The following is a 16,249-nucleotide window of genomic DNA, read 5'->3' as shown; positions in this document are numbered from 1 at the left end:
GAAACGGGAACAGCCCTTGACCATATTGATAGTCAGGGCTGTTTTTTTACTTATTACTTAATCACGGTCTTCAGCGCTTCGCCGATATCGGCCAGGCTGCGTACGGTTTTCACACCAGCGGCTTCCAGTGCAGCGAACTTCTCATCCGCTGTCCCTTTACCACCAGAGATAATCGCGCCCGCATGGCCCATACGTTTGCCTTTCGGCGCGGTCACGCCAGCGATGTAGCCGACAACCGGTTTGGTCACATGATCTTTAATGTAGGCTGCGGCTTCCTCTTCCGCGCTGCCGCCGATCTCACCGATCATGACAATCGCTTCGGTTTGCGGATCTTCCTGGAACAGCTTCAGAATGTCGATAAAGTTAGAACCAGGGATTGGATCCCCACCGATGCCCACACAGGTGGACTGGCCGAAACCGTAGTCAGTGGTCTGCTTAACCGCTTCATAGGTCAGCGTACCGGAACGGGAAACGATGCCCACTTTGCCCGGTTTGTGAATGTGACCCGGCATGATACCGATTTTGCATTCGCCCGGGGTGATAACGCCTGGGCAGTTCGGGCCAATCATACGCACGCCTGCTTCATCCAGCGCCACTTTCACGGTCAGCATATCCAGCGTCGGAATACCTTCGGTGATGGTGATGATCAGTTTGATGCCCGCGTTGACAGCTTCCAGAATGGAGTCTTTGCAGAACGGTGCCGGTACGTAGATAACTGACGCAGTCGCGCCGGTCGCTTCTACCGCTTCACGTACGGTGTTGAACACCGGCAGACCCAGATGGGTGGTGCCGCCTTTGCCCGGCGTAACGCCACCGACCATTTGTGTACCGTAAGCAATCGCTTGTTCTGAGTGGAATGTCCCCTGGCTGCCGGTGAAGCCCTGGCAGATTACCTTGGTATCTTTATTAATTAAAACGGACATTATTTCCCCTCCACTGCGGCAACAACCTGCTGAGCTGCATCCGTCAGACTTTTCGCTGCAATAATATTCAGGCCGCTGTCAGCCAATTTTTTCGCGCCGAGTTCGGCATTGTTGCCTTCCAGACGGACAACAACAGGTACGTTAACGCCCACTTCCGCTACCGCGCCGATGATACCGTCAGCGATCAGGTCGCAACGTACGATACCGCCGAAGATGTTAACCAGAACGGCTTTAACATTGTCGTCAGAAAGGATGATTTTGAACGCTTCGGTCACGCGCTCTTTGGTCGCGCCGCCGCCAACGTCGAGGAAGTTAGCCGGTTCGCCGCCGTGCAGCTTAACGATGTCCATGGTGCCCATCGCCAGGCCCGCGCCGTTAACCATGCAACCGATGTTGCCATCCAGCGCAACGTAGTTCAGCTCCCACTGTGCTGCCTGCGCTTCACGCGGATCTTCCTGAGACTGGTCGCGCATTTCGCGCAGGTCAGCCTGGCGGAACAGTGCGTTGCCGTCAGCACCCAGTTTGCCGTCGAGGCAAATCAGGTCGCCTTGCTTGGTGACAACCAACGGGTTGATTTCGATCAGCGCCAGGTCACGCTCAAGGAAGATGGTCGCCAGACCCATAAAGATTTTGGTGAACTGCTGAACCTGTTTACCTTCCAGACCCAGTTTGAATGCCAGCTCACGTCCCTGATACGGCATTGGGCCCGCCAGCGGATCCAGTGCGACTTTGTGGATCAGGTGCGGGGTTTCTTCCGCGACTTTTTCGATTTCCACGCCGCCTTCGGTAGAGGCCATAAAGACCACGCGACGGGAGCTACGGTCAACCACTGCGCCGAGGTAAAGTTCTTTACCAATATCGGTCGCAGCTTCAACCAGAATCTGATTTACCGGTTGGCCATTGGCGTCCGTCTGGTAAGTGACCAGACGTTTACCCAGCCAGTGTTCAGCAAAAGCGCGAATGTCTTCTTTGCTGTTAACGACCTTCACACCGCCCGCTTTACCGCGGCCACCAGCGTGAACCTGACATTTTACTACCCATGGACCTGCGCCGATTTTAGAGGCAGCTTCTTCGGCTTCACGCGGAGTAGTACAGGCATAACCCACCGGTGCCGGTAAGCCATAGCGGGCAAAAAGTTGTTTTGCCTGATATTCATGTAAGTTCATGTGTTCTGTCCATCCTTCAGGTAATCGTTATCTTATAACCCGTAGGCCTGATAAGGCCGCAGACCTACGGGGCAGGTGATACTCTTTATAGTTACACGTCTAACAGCAGACGCGTTGGATCTTCCAGCAACTCTTTAATGGTCACCAGGAAGCCCACTGACTCACGACCATCGATCAGACGGTGGTCATAAGACAGCGCCAGATACATCATCGGCAGGATTTCAACCTTGCCGTCTACCGCCATCGGCCTGTCTTTGATGGCATGCATACCCAGGATGGCGCTCTGCGGCGGGTTGATGATCGGCGTAGACATCAAGGAACCGAACACACCACCGTTAGTGATAGTGAAGTTCCCGCCCGTCAGATCCTCGACCGTCAACTTGCCGTCGCGACCTTTCACTGCCAGTTCTTTGATATTTTTCTCAATGTCAGCCATACCCAGCAGGTCAACATTGCGCAGAACCGGAGTCACCAGGCCGCGCGGCGTAGAGACCGCCATGCTGACATCAAAGTAGTTGTGATACACCACGTCATCGCCATCGATAGAGGCGTTGACTTCCGGGAAGCGTTTCAGCGCTTCAACCACGGCTTTCACGTAGAACGACATAAAGCCCAGACGGATACCGTGACGTTTTTCAAACGCATCACCGTACTGCTTACGCAGATCCATGATTGGCTTCATGTTGACTTCGTTGAAGGTCGTCAGCATCGCGGTGGAGTTTTTCGCTTCCAGCAGACGCTCGGCCACGCGTTTACGCAGACGGGTCATCGGAACACGTTTCTCACCACGCGCACCCAGTGCAGGTTGAGCGGCAGATGCGGCTGCCGGTGCTTTGGCTTCCGCTTTCGCTGCCGGAGCTTTAGCCAGATGTTTTTCAACATCTTCACGAGTGATGCGGCCGCCGACGCCGGTACCATTAATGGCGCTGGCTTCGAGGTTATGCTCACCCAGCAGGCGACGAATCGCCGGGCTCAGGGCATCGTTATTCTGCTCGGAGAGCGAGGCCTGCTGGCGCTGCGCCGGAGTAGAATCTTTTTCTTCAGACTTGGCGCTGGTCTCTTTCCCGGCGCTGTTACCTTCACGCAGGCGACCGAGGATCTGGCGAGACGTGACGGTTGTCCCTTCATCTTCCAGAACCGCATCAAGAATACCGTCCGCTGATGCCGGTACTTCCAGTACCACTTTGTCAGTTTCGATTTCTACCAGCACTTCATCGCGCTTAACGCTATCGCCCGGTTTTTTATGCCAGGTCGCTACGGTTGCGTCAGCCACAGATTCAGGCAGGTCGGGAACAAGAATATCTACGCTACTCATTATTTATCCTTTATTTAATCGACGTTCAGCGCGTCATTTACCAGATCTTGTTGCTGCTTCTGGTGAACGGACATATATCCTACTGCCGGTGAGGCAGAGGCCGGGCGACCTGCGTAACGCAGAGCAGACCCAAATGGAATCACTTCACGGAAATGATGCTGGCTGCAGTACCATGCGCCCTGGTTGAGCGGCTCTTCCTGGCACCAGACAAAATCATGTACGTGAGCGTACTGTTTCAACACGTCCTGCATCGCTTTATGCGGGAACGGATAAAGCTGTTCGATGCGCACAATGGCAACATCTTTCTGACCATTCTTGCGGCGTTGCTCCAGCAGGTCGTAATAAACCTTACCAGAACACATTACAACGCGCTTCACGCCTTTCGGATCCAGCTCATCAATCTCGCCAATGGCTGGCAGAAACGCACCGTTAGCCAGTTCGTCCAGCGTGGACACCGCCAGCGGATGACGCAGCAATGACTTCGGTGACATCACCACCAGTGGACGGCGCATACCGCGCAGCGCCTGACGACGCAGCATGTGGTACACCTGAGCCGGGGTAGACGGGACGCAAACCTGCATGTTCTGCTCGGCGCAGAGTTGCAGATAACGTTCCAGACGCGCGGAGGAGTGCTCCGGACCCTGACCTTCATAGCCGTGCGGCAGCAGCATCACCAGACCACACATGCGGCCCCATTTCTGCTCGCCAGAGGAGATGAACTGGTCGATAACCACCTGTGCGCCGTTGGCGAAGTCGCCAAACTGTGCTTCCCAGATGGTCAGCGTGCGCGGCTCAGCCGTGGCGTAGCCGTATTCAAATGCCAGCACCGCTTCTTCAGACAGAACGGAGTCCCATACGCGGAACGTGCCCTGACCGTTATGCACGTGCTGCAATGGGGTGTAGGTTGAACCGTTCGCCTGGTTGTGGATCACCGCATGGCGGTGGAAGAAGGTCCCGCGACCAGAGTCTTCACCCGACAGACGAACCGGAATGCCTTCGTCTACCAGCGTGGCGTAGGCCAGATTCTCAGCGCCACCCCAGTCGAACAGCTTCTCGCCGGCAGCCATTGACTGACGGTCACCGTAAATCTTGGCGACGCGCGACTGCATTTCAACCGCTTCAGGTACGGTACTGATGCGTTTTGCCAGTTCCTGCAAACGCTTCATTTCAACCTTGCTCGGGTAGTTCTCATCCCAATCGTGGTTGAGGTACGGTGACCAGGTGAAGGAGTGCATGTTCATTGGACGCCACTCTTTCACCACGCATTCACCCGCATCTAACGCATCACGATACAGGTTGACCATTTCGGTCGCGTCTTCCAGCGTAACAACTTTATCGGTTTCCAGTTTGTCAGCGTAGATTTTGCGCGGAGTCGGGTGTTTTTTGATTTTCTGATACATCAGCGGCTGGGTTGCGCTCGGCTCGTCGGCTTCGTTATGGCCGTGACGGCGGTAGCACACCAGATCAATGAACACATCGCGTTTAAAGGTATTACGGAAATCCAGCGCCAGACGCGTCACGAAAGCGACCGCTTCCGGGTCATCCGCATTGACGTGGAAAATCGGCGCCATCACCATCTTACCAATGTCGGTGCAATACGGCGTGGAACGCGCATCCAGTGGGTTAGAGGTGGTGAATCCGACCTGGTTGTTGATAACGATACGAACGGTGCCGCCGACTTCGTAGCCACGCGCTTTCGACATGTTCAGGGTTTCCTGAACCACGCCCTGCCCGGTTACCGCTGCGTCACCGTGAATGGTGATCGGCAGAACTTTATTGCTGCTCGGCTCATCCAGTCTGTCCAGACGCGCACGAACGGAACCGATAACCACCGGGCTGACGATTTCCAGGTGCGACGGGTTAAACGCCAGCGCCAGGTGAACCAGACCGCCTTCGGTTTCGATATCCGATGAGAAGCCCATGTGGTACTTCACGTCACCGGTACCGAGGTGCTCTTTATGTTTGCCCGCAAATTCGTCGAACAGTTCTTGTGGACGTTTACCCAGCACGTTCACCAGCACGTTCAAACGACCACGGTGCGCCATGCCCAGAACCACTTCACGCGTGCCGCTGTTGCCGGCATGGCGAATCATCTCTTTGAGCATCGGAATTAACGCATCACCACCTTCCAGCGAGAAGCGTTTAGCACCCGGGAACTTGGCCCCCAGGTAGCGCTCCAGACCTTCTGCTGCGGTCAGTTCACTGAGGAAACGTTTTTTCTCTTCGCCACTGAACGCCGCGCGACCGGATTCGATACGCTGTTGAAGCCAGCGTTTCTCTTCGGTGCTGGTGATGTGCATGTACTCGGCGCCAATCGGGCCGCAGTAAGTTTGCTTCAGTGCTTCCAGTAACTCGCCCAGCTTCATCGTATCTTTGCCACCGGCAAAAGAACCGACGTTAAAGCTTTCCTGAAGATCGGCTTCGGTCAGATCGTGGAAAGACGGATCCAGATCGGCCACGTTTTCTTGCTGCCACAGTCCCAGCGGATCGAGATTCGCATGCTGATGGCCGCGGAAACGGTATGCGTTGATGAGCTGCAGGACTTTAACCTGCTTCACATTGGCATCAGGGTCGGAAATAGAAGAGTAACGTGGGGTAGCCAACGCCTGACGACGGAAATAATCACGCGTTTTTGAATGGAGTTGATCCGGTTTGACTCCGGTACCAGGTAACTGCTGGAACGTCGAACGCCAGTTAGCATCTACCGAGTCAGGGTCGGTTAAGAAGTCTTCATAGAGCTGTTCTATCCAACTCTGGTTCGAACCAGAGAGGTAAGAAGAGTCCAACCAGGCTTTCAAAGCGCTGTTCTGCATCGTGATCCCTTAAGCATCTTTTCTGCTTATTTAATACTCTAAATAGTTCACGTTTCAGGAAGGCGGCAAGCTTGCGAATCCCAGGGAGCTTACAGCCAGTAAGTGACCGGGGTGAGCAAGTGCAGCCAACGCACATGCAACCTGAACTATGACGAGTATTTCGCCGTGGATACTACCACGCATACGCGTATGCGTGCCGGGGTTCACTTGCGAGCTCTTTTTGTTTGGCTCGCGAAGGAACCTTTAAAAACTGTCAGAGATAAGAGGCAGTTTTTAGAGGTTTCCTGCATTAACGATTTGCCTGATGGCGCTTCACTTATCAGGCCTACAGGTACAATCCCGTAGGCCGGATAAGACGTTTACGTCGCCATCCGGCAACAACAACTTATGCACTACGCTTCAGCAGCATCGACTTAATATGGCCGATAGCGCGCGTCGGGTTCAGCCCCTTAGGACATACACTGACGCAGTTCATGATGCTATGGCAGCGGAATACGCTGAAAGCGTCACTTAAACCTTCCAGGCGACTGTCGGTCTCGGTATCGCGACTGTCAATCAGGAAGCGGTACGCAGCCAGCAGACCCGCCGGGCCAACAAACTTGTCCGGATTCCACCAGAATGACGGGCAGGACGTTGAGCAGCATGCACATAAAATACATTCATACAGCCCATCGAGCTTCTCACGCTGCTCAGGCATTTGTAAATGCTCACGAGCCGGTGGATTTTTCCCATTATTCAACAAGTAAGGTTTAATCTTCTCATACTGTGCGTAGAATTGCCCCATGTCTACCACCAAATCGCGCACCACCGGTAAACCCGGCAACGGGCGGATGACAATTTTTTTGCCCGGCTGATTCAGCGCAGAAATGGGTGTGATACAGGCCAGACCATTTTTGCCGTTCATGTTCAGGCCGTCGGAGCCACAAACGCCTTCACGGCAAGAGCGACGGAACGACAGTGACGGGTCTTTTTCCTTCAGCTGCATCAACGCATCCAGCAGCATCATGTCGCGACCTTCTTCCGCTTCCAGGGTGTAATCCTGCATATGCGGAGCATCGTCTACGTCCGGGTTATAACGATAAACTGAAAACTCGAGTTTCATTGTCCTGTCTCCGCATTAATAAGTACGAATCTTCGGCGGGAATGCCGGGCGCAGTTTCGGTTCCATGTTGACCTGACGTCGTGTCATGGATTCCGATTCTGGCAGGTACAGGGAATGGCACAGCCAGTTTTCATCGTCACGTTCCGGGAAGTCGAAGCGGCTATGCGCGCCACGGCTTTCGGTACGGAAGTTTGCAGACACCGCCGTGGCGTAAGCAGTTTCCATCAGGTTATCCAACTCCAGACACTCAACGCGCTGGGTGTTGAACTCGCTGGAGGTATCATCCAGACGGGCATTTTTCAGGCGCTCACGAATCACCTTCAGCTCTTCAAGACCCTTCGCCATCGCGTCACCTTCACGGAATACCGAGAAGTTATGCTGCATACATTCCTGCAGCGCTTTACGGATGACCACAGGATCTTCGCCGTCACGGTTGCCGTTCCAGCGGTTCAGTCGTTCCAGAGAAGCATCAATCTCGTCTTCTGTTGCATCGCGAAGGTCACCCTGCTCGGCGATAGATTCCTGCAGATGCAGACCCACCGCACGACCGAACACCACCAGATCCAGCAGCGAGTTGCCGCCCAGACGGTTGGCGCCGTGAACCGATACGCAGGCGATTTCGCCCACCGCAAACAGCCCAGGAATCACTACGTCTTCGCCCTGCTCGTTCACGGTCAGCGCCTGGCCGGTCACTTTGGTCGGCACGCCGCCCATCATGTAGTGGCAGGTTGGGATAACCGGAATAGGTTCTTTCACCGGGTCAACGTGAGCAAAGGTACGGGAGAGTTCAAGGATGCCCGGCAGACGGGACTCAAGAACCTCTTTACCCAGATGGTCGAGTTTCAGCTTGGCGTGTGGGCCCCATGGACCGTCACAGCCACGACCTTCACGGATTTCGATCATGATAGAACGCGCCACCACGTCACGACCCGCCAGGTCTTTCGCATTCGGGGCATAACGCTCCATAAAGCGCTCGCCGTGTTTGTTCAGCAGGTAACCGCCTTCACCACGGCAACCTTCAGTGACCAGAACCCCTGCCCCGGCGATACCGGTTGGGTGGAACTGCCACATTTCCATATCCTGCACCGGTACACCGGCACGGATTGCCATGCCAACGCCGTCACCGGTATTGATATGCGCGTTGGTGGTGGACTGGTAAATACGGCCTGCGCCGCCGGTCGCCAGCACGGTGGCGCGGGCTTTGAAGTAAACCACTTCACCGGTTTCGATACACAGCGCGGTACAACCGACCACTGCGCCATCGGCATTTTTCACCAGATCCAGCGCGTACCACTCAGAGAAAATGGTGGTATGGTTTTTCAGGTTCTGCTGATACAGCGTGTGCAACAGCGCATGACCGGTACGGTCAGCTGCTGCTGCAGTACGTGCCGCCTGCTCGCCGCCGAAGTTTTTCGACTGGCCACCAAACGGACGTTGATAGATAGTGCCATCGTCAAGACGCGAGAACGGCAGGCCCATATGGTCCAGTTCCAGAATCGCTTCCGGGCCGGTCTTACACATATATTCAATCGCGTCCTGGTCACCAATGTAATCCGACCCTTTAACGGTGTCGTACATGTGCCATTCCCAGTTATCTTCATGGGTATTACCGAGCGCAACGGTGATGCCACCCTGCGCGGAAACAGTATGGGAACGGGTTGGGAACACTTTGGAGAGCAGCGCACAGGTCTGGCCGCTCTGGGAAATTTGCAGCGCCGCGCGCATACCTGCGCCACCGGCACCAATCACAACAGCATCAAATTCTCTGACTGGCAGTTTCATTACACACCCCACACCACAACGAATCCATAAATGACGTAAACCACCAGTGCAACGACAATCGCCAGTTGCAGAATCAGGCGCACGGCCAGTGGTTTAACGTAGTCGGTCAACACCTGCCACATGCCAATCCAGGCATGAATCAAGATAGAAAACAGTGCCAGCAGGGTGAAGACTTTGGTGAATGCCGATGAGAAGAAACCGGTCCAGATTTCCCAGGTCAGCGTGCCACTGGTGGCGAAGAAGCCGACCATATAGATGATGTATAACGTCAGAACGATAGCTGTAGCACGGACCAGAATGAAGTCATGTACGCCGTTGCGTCCTAATGCGGAGGCGTTGCTTACCATACGAGGACTCCTGCGAGAAGTGAAAGCACGACAATGATAACAAAAGAAATTTTGGCAGAACGCGTCCCTGCTTCGAGGGTTTCTTCGATGTAGCCAAAATCCATCAACAGATGGCGAATGCCCATGACGGCGTGGTAGGCCAGCGCTATCAGAATTCCCCACAGAATTAACTCCACAAAGAAGTTATTCATAATGGAAGACGCCGCGAGGAAACCTTCAGGGGAGGAAAGGCTGGTACCCAATAACCACAACAGTATCCCGACCGCCACGAAGGTGATCACTCCAGATACGCGATGGAGAATGGACGCTATCGCCGTGATTGGGAACCGAATCGTTTGCAGATCCAGATTGACAGGTCTTTGTTTTTTCACATTTCTTATCATGAATAACGCCCACATGCTGCTCTTATTATTCCCTTTAGACTTCGGGTACAGAAGATGAAGACTCCTGTTGCCTGAAAGACGACGGGATTTCCTTCCTCCGGTCTGCGTGCGGGTCAGACAGCGTCCTTACTATAACTACGCGTCATATAAAACACTGCTTCCAGTTGCTAAAACGACACGTTACAACGCTGGTTGGCTCGGGATTGCAGGGTATTCCGGAGACCTGGCGGCAGTATAGGACGTTCACAAAATCATTACAATTAACCTACATATAGTTTGTCGGGTTTTATACCGAACAGTGACATAGGTCACGATAACAACATTATTTTAATTTTTAATCATCTGATTTGACAATCATTAAACAAACTTGTTACAAACGACACCAGAAAAAGCATATAATGCGTAAAAGTTATGGGGTCACTCTTTCACCGATGAGTAAGTTATGTAACAGTGTGGAAAGGTTGACCAATGAATTCAGGACAGTTATTAGTGTAGACAGGTTTAATAATTCGGATTGCTAAGTTGTTGATTTGTTGCTAATTCACCATGAGTTAACTGATTTACCTGCAAGCGCCCATTGCTCTGTACCCTGGTTTTCTCCTCTTCGCAGAGCGGCGAGCCGAATAACAAAGTGGTAACGGTTAATTGATGAGTTGAAACAGATCTCACCTGAGTAGTCTTAAGCAATAAGGCGCTAAGGAGACCGTAAATGGCTGATACTAAAGCAAAACTCACTCTAAACGGTGATACTGCTATCGAACTGGATGTGCTAAAAGGCACGCTCGGTCAGGACGTTATTGATATTCGTAGCCTTGGCTCAAAAGGCATGTTTACTTTTGACCCAGGTTTCACCTCTACCGCATCCTGCGAATCCAAAATTACGTTCATCGACGGTGACGAAGGTATTTTGCTGCATCGCGGCTTCCCGATTGACCAGTTGGCAACCGAATCTAACTATCTGGAAGTGTGTTATATCCTGCTGTACGGTGAAAAACCGACGCAGGAAGAGTACGACGAGTTCAAAACCACGGTCACTCGCCATACCATGATCCACGAGCAGATCACCCGTCTGTTCCACGGTTTCCGCCGCGACTCCCACCCGATGGCCGTGATGTGCGGTGTCACCGGGGCGCTGGCTGCGTTCTACCACGATTCTCTGGACGTGAATAATCCGCGCCATCGTGAAATTGCCGCCTTCCGTCTGCTGTCCAAAATGCCGACCATGGCCGCAATGTGCTACAAATACTCCATCGGCCAGCCGTTTGTTTACCCGCGCAATGATCTGTCTTACGCCGGTAACTTCCTGAACATGATGTTCTCCACGCCGTGCGAAAAATACGAAGTGAATCCGATCCTGGAACGCGCAATGGACCGTATTCTGATCCTGCACGCCGACCACGAACAGAACGCCTCAACCTCTACCGTACGTACCGCGGGCTCTTCCGGCGCTAACCCGTTTGCCTGTATCGCTGCCGGTATTGCTTCCCTGTGGGGACCGGCACACGGCGGCGCAAACGAAGCTGCACTGAAGATGCTGGAAGAAATCAGCTCGGTTAAACACATTCCAGAATTTGTGCGCCGCGCGAAAGACAAAAATGACTCTTTCCGCCTGATGGGCTTTGGTCACCGTGTTTACAAAAACTATGACCCGCGCGCCACCGTGATGCGTGAAACCTGCCATGAAGTGCTAAAAGAACTGGGCACTAAAGATGATCTGCTGGAAGTGGCGATGGAGCTTGAGCACATCGCGCTGAACGACCCGTACTTCATCGAGAAGAAACTGTACCCGAACGTCGACTTCTACTCCGGTATCATTCTGAAAGCGATGGGCATTCCGTCTTCCATGTTCACCGTAATCTTTGCCATGGCGCGTACCGTTGGCTGGATTGCTCACTGGAACGAAATGCACACCGACGGCATGAAAATCGCCCGTCCTCGTCAGCTGTACACCGGCTACGACAAGCGTGATTTTAAGGCTGATATTAAGCGCTAATTCTCTGCCGGATGGCGCTATCGCTTATCCGGCCTACGTTTTTATTTCCGTAGGCCGGATAATCCGCATCTTGCTATGCCCGGCACATTCTTTCTTTTTCTTGACTCCCGTTGTTTTCATCCAGCTTTCTCTATGATTTACTGAGTGTTACTTAATGATACTCAGGAGCATGGGATGCCTGTTTTGCAGTGGGCCGCATTGTTTGTGCTGTCATTACTTCTTTCCCTGCTCTTTTTGTTTATCCATCTCCCGGGACCGCTACTGCTCGGTTCAATGATCGTTGGCATATTGTTCAGTTTGCGTGGCATTGCCCTGCACCCGCCTCGCTGTACCTTTCTTGCTGCGCAGGCCATTCTCGGCTGCATGATTGCGCAAAACCTCACCGGCTCCATTTTTACAACGCTGGCGGCACACTGGCCGGTGGTGATTGCCATCCTGCTGGCGACCCTTATCTCCAGCACCGCAATAGGCTGGTTGTTGGTTCGCTACAGTAAGCTGCCGGGCAATACCGGCGCGTGGGGATCTTCACCCGGCGGTGCGGCGGCAATGGTTGCGATGGCCCAGGAATATGGCGCCGATATCCGTCTGGTGGCGTTTATGCAGTATCTGCGCGTGCTATTGGTGGTTGGCGCTGCGGCACTGGTCACCCGACTGGTAATGGGCGATCGGGCGCAAGCGGTCAGCGAGCAAATGGTCTGGTTTCCGCCGCTGAGCAGCAATTTGTTCAGCACCCTGTTGCTGGCCGTGGTGGCTGGTACTGCCGGACGCTTACTGCGTATACCTTCAGGCGTGATGCTGCTGCCGATGCTGGCTGGCGCGCTGCTGAACGCAGGCGGCGTGATGGTGATTGAACTGCCGGAATGGCTGCTGGCGATAGCCTATATGGCCATCGGTTGGCAAATTGGTCTCGGTTTTGACAAGCAGATTTTTTTTATGGCGCTGCGCCCGTTGCCACAGATCCTGTTGTCCATTTTTTCACTGATGGCGATTTGCGCCGCTATGGCCTGGGGACTGGCGCATTACATGCAGATAGATTTTCTCACTGCCTATCTGGCGACCAGCCCAGGCGGAGTGGACTCCGTCGCGGTAATTGCCGCAGGGAGCCACGCCGATATGGCGCTGATCATGGCGATGCAAACCCTGCGACTGTTCAGCATTTTGCTCACCGGGCCGGCCATCGCCCGCTTTATCTCGGCACATGCGCTGAGAAAACCGCCGTCTTAACGCGGGGCGTTAATCCGGGTGCCCAATCTCCGTCACGGTCGTTCCGGATTTATCCACGGTAAACATAAACTCGGTCATACCACCCGGAAAATTCTGCGTAATATGCAGATTGTTTTTGCCTTTCCAGACATATTCCACGAGATCCGTATCCCCAAGATTTTCTATTTTACGATCCTTACCTGGGGTCAACGTGGGTGTCAGGTTTTGACGGTCCGACCGTGCTTTTCTCAGTGCCTGATACGTTTCTTCCAGCGTCATGGCAGGATAAAAACAACGAGTCTGGGCTCCGTGTTCATAAATATATTCCATATCCCGCGGTCCGGACTCACATTGAGGGGCTACCGATTCAGCAGCACTGGCCGACGCGGCAAAGAAACCGGCTGTTGCGATAAGTAAGGCGGTACAAAAATAACGATTAACATCCATATTCCACTCCTGCTCATTTCCCTGAAGTCGTCTATCATCAGGAAAGTATCTGTAAATCACAGATACTCCTGAAAGCAAGCAGTTTAAGCAATGTAAATGTCTTACACAACAATTAAACAACCAGATTCCTAGCCATCAATCCGATAGCTAGTTTAAATTATACTTAAAGCCAACCCTTATCTGATATTCATTTTTTGTATCATTGCCATCCTGGTATTTATCCAGATAGCCAAGTTCGAAAAACGGATAAAACCGTGGCGTGGTATGAAAGTTAAAAACAAAGTTATGCTGGAGCGTATGATTTTTTCCGTTGGCATAAACGAATTTATCACCATGGGTTTTACTGTAGTACGTCGGATTATATTGCACCCAGAAATTTGGGGTGAAGTATTTTGTTAAATAAATATCAACACGGTGCTCTGAGGAATCATCCCAGTCACCCTGCAATGTTTCGCTGTCATGATTCTGATGATTATAGCGGTAACGTAATACCGCACCCAACGTAGGATCAAAGTGATAACCTACGCCGAAGTAAGGATCGACGCGAGAGCCTGCGGATTCCCAGTGAAAAACGATGCCTGGCTCAAGCCAGAACTGACTATCTCCGAGTGGAAAAGGTTTATTAAATTCAGCCTCCTGATAGCTACTTTTCCACTGCTCCATATTTTTACCTAAATCAGCATCAGTCTCAAAACTCCAGTACATACGCTTAAATATACTGTCAGGATCCTGCACTACACCGGTTAGCATCAGCCTTTGTAAAAACCCCTTGCTGGCAGTGCGATATTGCGTTCTTGGCGCGAAGTAGACGGTAGTAAAGGGTGTCGACGTTACCTGCGGAGTCGTCGTTGTATTAACATTATTATCCGCAAAAACACCAGCGGAAGGCATGAGCAATACGGCCAATAATGTGGCCTTATTAATATAATTGTTGTTCACTTTATAATCCTTGCCGATACAGAGATAAAATCCCCCTACCTAATAAAGATATAATTATTTAGCAGAGGGGTGGGTAATTACCAGTAACTATTCCAGCATGACGTTGCTCGAACGAGTGCCTCCATCAGAAAATAATCCCCCCAGGCACAGCATTCATTGACCCCGATATTACCTTTAAAGTAATAAACAGAATGTTTTAATAATCCTTCGCCGGCTTTATGCGTAGTATTGAGATAACCATCAAGCATCCGCTCAATCATGCGTAATGCCAGAGTTTCATAGCTTTCACGATCTGGATGCGTCACGGGTAGTTGTTTCACCAGTTCCAGCAACGCGCAAGCGAGAATAGCGCCGGCGGAACTGTCCTTTTCACTGTTGGGATCGGTCAACGCCAGATCCCAGTAGCAAATCAGATCTTCCGGTAGGCGATTGATAAAGTAGTTTGCCAACGTCTGGCTCAGTTCCAGCAGTTTATCATCACCGGTATACAGGTAGTTCAGCAGAAACCCGTACACTCCCCAAGCCTGCCCTCGTGACCAACAGGAATCATCGGAGAAACCCTGGTGGGTATTCCCGAATCGCGGCTCGCCGGTATCAACATCCATGTAATACGTGTGAAACGTCGAACCATCGTCACGCACAATATAGCGTCTGGCTTGTTCAATATGCATCTTCGCTGCCTCGGCATATCGCGGATCGCCGGTTAACTCACTCGCCTGGTACAGCAGCGGCAGATTCATATTACAGTCGATGATCATCCTGCCCTGTTGTTCGGGATTATCCAGTTCTCCCCAGGCCTGAATAATGCCGCATTTGTCGTTATAACGCTCCATCAACGCTTCCGCCGCCTGCAGCACGATATACTTCGCTTGTCGATCACCGGTCAATTTAGTGGCAGCAATACAAGACAGGCTGTACAGAAAACCCAAGTCATGGTGATTGGTGCAATCACGTGTGGCGATACGCTTGCCAAAGGAATGAACGTGCTGTTCCGCCAGCGCACGGTACGCTGACTTTCCCGTCCATTCCCAGGCCAGCCACAGTTGCCCGGTCCAGAAACTGGTCGTCCATTCCTGATTGTCGATTATCGGGTACACGCTATTTTTGCAAGCAGCATCAGGAAATCGCTGACCAAAATAAGCGCTGTTTCTATCGATAGCATTTAAAATGATTGGCATCGCTTCACGTATTTTCAGCGCAATGGCCGCCCTTTCTCCGGAGCGAAGGGCGTAGTGGGCAATCGATTCTTTACGGATAAACTCAGACATAATTCTCTCGTTTTCTCTGCTTTAGTGAATAGCTTCTTGCCCCTGGGGCGAAGTGATGGCGGCTTTTTTATGCTGATAACAGGTTGATAGCGTGATGGCTGATATTCCGGTAAATACCAGCGCAATCACCCCCATAATCAAATAGGTATGTTCAAAACCGATGGTTTGGTAGGCATAGCCAGCAGGTGGCGCCACGACGATGGAACCGACGTAAATCATGGCTTGATAACCCAGCAGGTACATTGTCGCGTTGACGCGTTTGTCGAAGTGCTCGGCAATATACTTAAAGACCGAAACCAGGATTAACGCAATTTCGATTCCGTATAGTGGTTTGACCAGGCAGATAATCAGTGGATCGTTGGTTAAACCAGAAATAATCAGGCGCAAGCTGATAACCAGTCCAGTCAGGATCATCCCCTGCTTTGCGCCAATGCGGTTGATAATGGCAGGAACCAGCATCATGCCGAAGAACTCAGCCGCAGACTGTGCGGTACTCATATAGCCAAACATCGCATTCCCTTCTTCTTTAGTGCTAAAGAAGGTGACGAAATAGCGGGAAAACTGCTGC

Annotated in this window: 14 protein-coding genes; 2 read left to right on the top strand and 12 right to left on the bottom strand. The window is 52.3% G+C overall.

The features are described 5' to 3' along the window. Window positions 1-53 precede the first annotated feature (53 nt). The 8 genes from sucD to sdhC all read right to left on the bottom strand — a co-directional run bounded on the left by sucD (window position 54) and on the right by sdhC (window position 9,846). On the bottom strand, window positions 54-923 hold the full coding sequence (sucD, locus tag FDW95_RS12860; protein WP_115259045.1) for a succinate--CoA ligase subunit alpha: 870 nt from the start codon (window positions 921-923) through the stop codon (window positions 54-56). After that, entirely contained in the window at window positions 923-2,089 is a 1,167-nt protein-coding gene (gene sucC, locus FDW95_RS12855; protein ID WP_096757838.1) for an ADP-forming succinate--CoA ligase subunit beta, read from the bottom strand. Before sucC ends, sucD begins: the two co-directional genes overlap by 1 nt. A 91-nt stretch (window positions 2,090-2,180) precedes the next feature. Then, complete coding sequence (gene odhB, locus FDW95_RS12850; protein WP_115259046.1) at window positions 2,181-3,404, bottom strand: 2-oxoglutarate dehydrogenase complex dihydrolipoyllysine-residue succinyltransferase; 1,224 nt, start codon at window positions 3,402-3,404, stop codon at window positions 2,181-2,183. A 14-nt stretch (window positions 3,405-3,418) separates the two neighbouring features. After that, entirely contained in the window at window positions 3,419-6,217 is a 2,799-nt protein-coding gene (sucA, locus tag FDW95_RS12845; protein ID WP_115259047.1) for a 2-oxoglutarate dehydrogenase E1 component, read from the bottom strand. 385 nt (window positions 6,218-6,602) lie between these two features. Continuing rightward, the gene (gene sdhB / locus FDW95_RS12840) at window positions 6,603-7,319 is read right to left on the bottom strand and encodes a succinate dehydrogenase iron-sulfur subunit SdhB (RefSeq protein WP_115259048.1); all 717 of its coding nucleotides are present in this window, start codon (window positions 7,317-7,319) and stop codon (window positions 6,603-6,605) included. 15 nt (window positions 7,320-7,334) lie between these two features. After that, a complete protein-coding gene (gene sdhA, locus FDW95_RS12835; protein WP_115259049.1) occupies window positions 7,335-9,101 on the bottom strand; it encodes a succinate dehydrogenase flavoprotein subunit in 1,767 nt (588 codons plus the stop codon). Further along, window positions 9,101-9,448, bottom strand: coding sequence for a succinate dehydrogenase membrane anchor subunit (sdhD, locus tag FDW95_RS12830; RefSeq protein WP_115259050.1), 348 nt, complete (start codon window positions 9,446-9,448; stop codon window positions 9,101-9,103). The genes sdhA and sdhD overlap by 1 nt, the downstream gene beginning before the upstream one ends. Beyond that, window positions 9,442-9,846 carry a succinate dehydrogenase cytochrome b556 subunit gene (gene sdhC, locus FDW95_RS12825; protein ID WP_161959010.1) on the bottom strand — a complete coding sequence of 135 codons (405 nt, stop codon included), beginning with the start codon at window positions 9,844-9,846 and terminating at the stop codon, window positions 9,442-9,444. Before sdhC ends, sdhD begins: the two co-directional genes overlap by 7 nt. A gap of 694 nt (window positions 9,847-10,540) precedes the next feature. Here sdhC and FDW95_RS12820 point away from each other — a divergent pair. Then, window positions 10,541-11,824 (top strand): citrate synthase, encoded by a 1,284-nt coding sequence (locus FDW95_RS12820; RefSeq protein WP_115259051.1) that lies wholly within the window; start codon window positions 10,541-10,543, stop codon window positions 11,822-11,824. Between the two features lie 174 nt (window positions 11,825-11,998). Next, on the top strand, window positions 11,999-13,048 hold the full coding sequence (locus FDW95_RS12815) for an AbrB family transcriptional regulator (RefSeq protein WP_115259052.1): 1,050 nt from the start codon (window positions 11,999-12,001) through the stop codon (window positions 13,046-13,048). A gap of 9 nt (window positions 13,049-13,057) precedes the next feature. Here the strand turns inward: FDW95_RS12815 and FDW95_RS12810 are convergent, their stop codons facing one another. The 4 genes from FDW95_RS12810 to FDW95_RS23805 all read right to left on the bottom strand — a co-directional run. Then, the gene (locus FDW95_RS12810; RefSeq protein ID WP_115259053.1) at window positions 13,058-13,474 is read right to left on the bottom strand and encodes a hypothetical protein; all 417 of its coding nucleotides are present in this window, start codon (window positions 13,472-13,474) and stop codon (window positions 13,058-13,060) included. A gap of 147 nt (window positions 13,475-13,621) precedes the next feature. Beyond that, window positions 13,622-14,413 carry an oligogalacturonate-specific porin KdgM family protein gene (locus FDW95_RS12805; protein WP_115259054.1) on the bottom strand — a complete coding sequence of 264 codons (792 nt, stop codon included), beginning with the start codon at window positions 14,411-14,413 and terminating at the stop codon, window positions 13,622-13,624. 77 nt (window positions 14,414-14,490) lie between these two features. Then, window positions 14,491-15,681, bottom strand: a complete 1,191-nt coding sequence (locus FDW95_RS12800) for a glycoside hydrolase family 88 protein (protein WP_115259055.1) — start codon at window positions 15,679-15,681, stop codon at window positions 14,491-14,493. Window positions 15,682-15,702: 21 nt separating this feature from the next. After that, the coding region (locus FDW95_RS23805) for an MFS transporter (protein ID WP_249359072.1) at window positions 15,703-16,249 on the bottom strand (547 nt) is incomplete at its 5' end.

It is taken from the genome of Citrobacter sp. wls718 (genome assembly GCF_005280945.1).
Taxonomy (GTDB): domain Bacteria; phylum Pseudomonadota; class Gammaproteobacteria; order Enterobacterales; family Enterobacteriaceae; genus Citrobacter; species Citrobacter gillenii.
Note: the sequence above shows the minus strand (reverse complement) of the source record. Positions and strands in the feature narration are given on the sequence as shown.

What these genes read in the sequence shown, in the direction of transcription:
- sucD (WP_115259045.1), bottom strand. Translation starts at nt 923, where the DNA reads ATGTCCGTTTTAATTAATAAAGATACCAAGGTAATCTGCCAGGGCTTC.
- sucC (WP_096757838.1), bottom strand. Translation starts at nt 2,089, where the DNA reads ATGAACTTACATGAATATCAGGCAAAACAACTTTTTGCCCGCTATGGC.
- odhB (WP_115259046.1), bottom strand. Translation starts at nt 3,404, where the DNA reads ATGAGTAGCGTAGATATTCTTGTTCCCGACCTGCCTGAATCTGTGGCT.
- sucA (WP_115259047.1), bottom strand. Translation starts at nt 6,217, where the DNA reads ATGCAGAACAGCGCTTTGAAAGCCTGGTTGGACTCTTCTTACCTCTCT.
- sdhB (WP_115259048.1), bottom strand. Translation starts at nt 7,319, where the DNA reads ATGAAACTCGAGTTTTCAGTTTATCGTTATAACCCGGACGTAGACGAT.
- sdhA (WP_115259049.1), bottom strand. Translation starts at nt 9,101, where the DNA reads ATGAAACTGCCAGTCAGAGAATTTGATGCTGTTGTGATTGGTGCCGGT.
- sdhD (WP_115259050.1), bottom strand. Translation starts at nt 9,448, where the DNA reads ATGGTAAGCAACGCCTCCGCATTAGGACGCAACGGCGTACATGACTTC.
- sdhC (WP_161959010.1), bottom strand. Translation starts at nt 9,846, where the DNA reads ATGTGGGCGTTATTCATGATAAGAAATGTGAAAAAACAAAGACCTGTC.
- FDW95_RS12820 (WP_115259051.1), top strand. Translation starts at nt 10,541, where the DNA reads ATGGCTGATACTAAAGCAAAACTCACTCTAAACGGTGATACTGCTATC.
- FDW95_RS12815 (WP_115259052.1), top strand. Translation starts at nt 11,999, where the DNA reads ATGCCTGTTTTGCAGTGGGCCGCATTGTTTGTGCTGTCATTACTTCTT.
- FDW95_RS12810 (WP_115259053.1), bottom strand. Translation starts at nt 13,474, where the DNA reads ATGGATGTTAATCGTTATTTTTGTACCGCCTTACTTATCGCAACAGCC.
- FDW95_RS12800 (WP_115259055.1), bottom strand. Translation starts at nt 15,681, where the DNA reads ATGTCTGAGTTTATCCGTAAAGAATCGATTGCCCACTACGCCCTTCGC.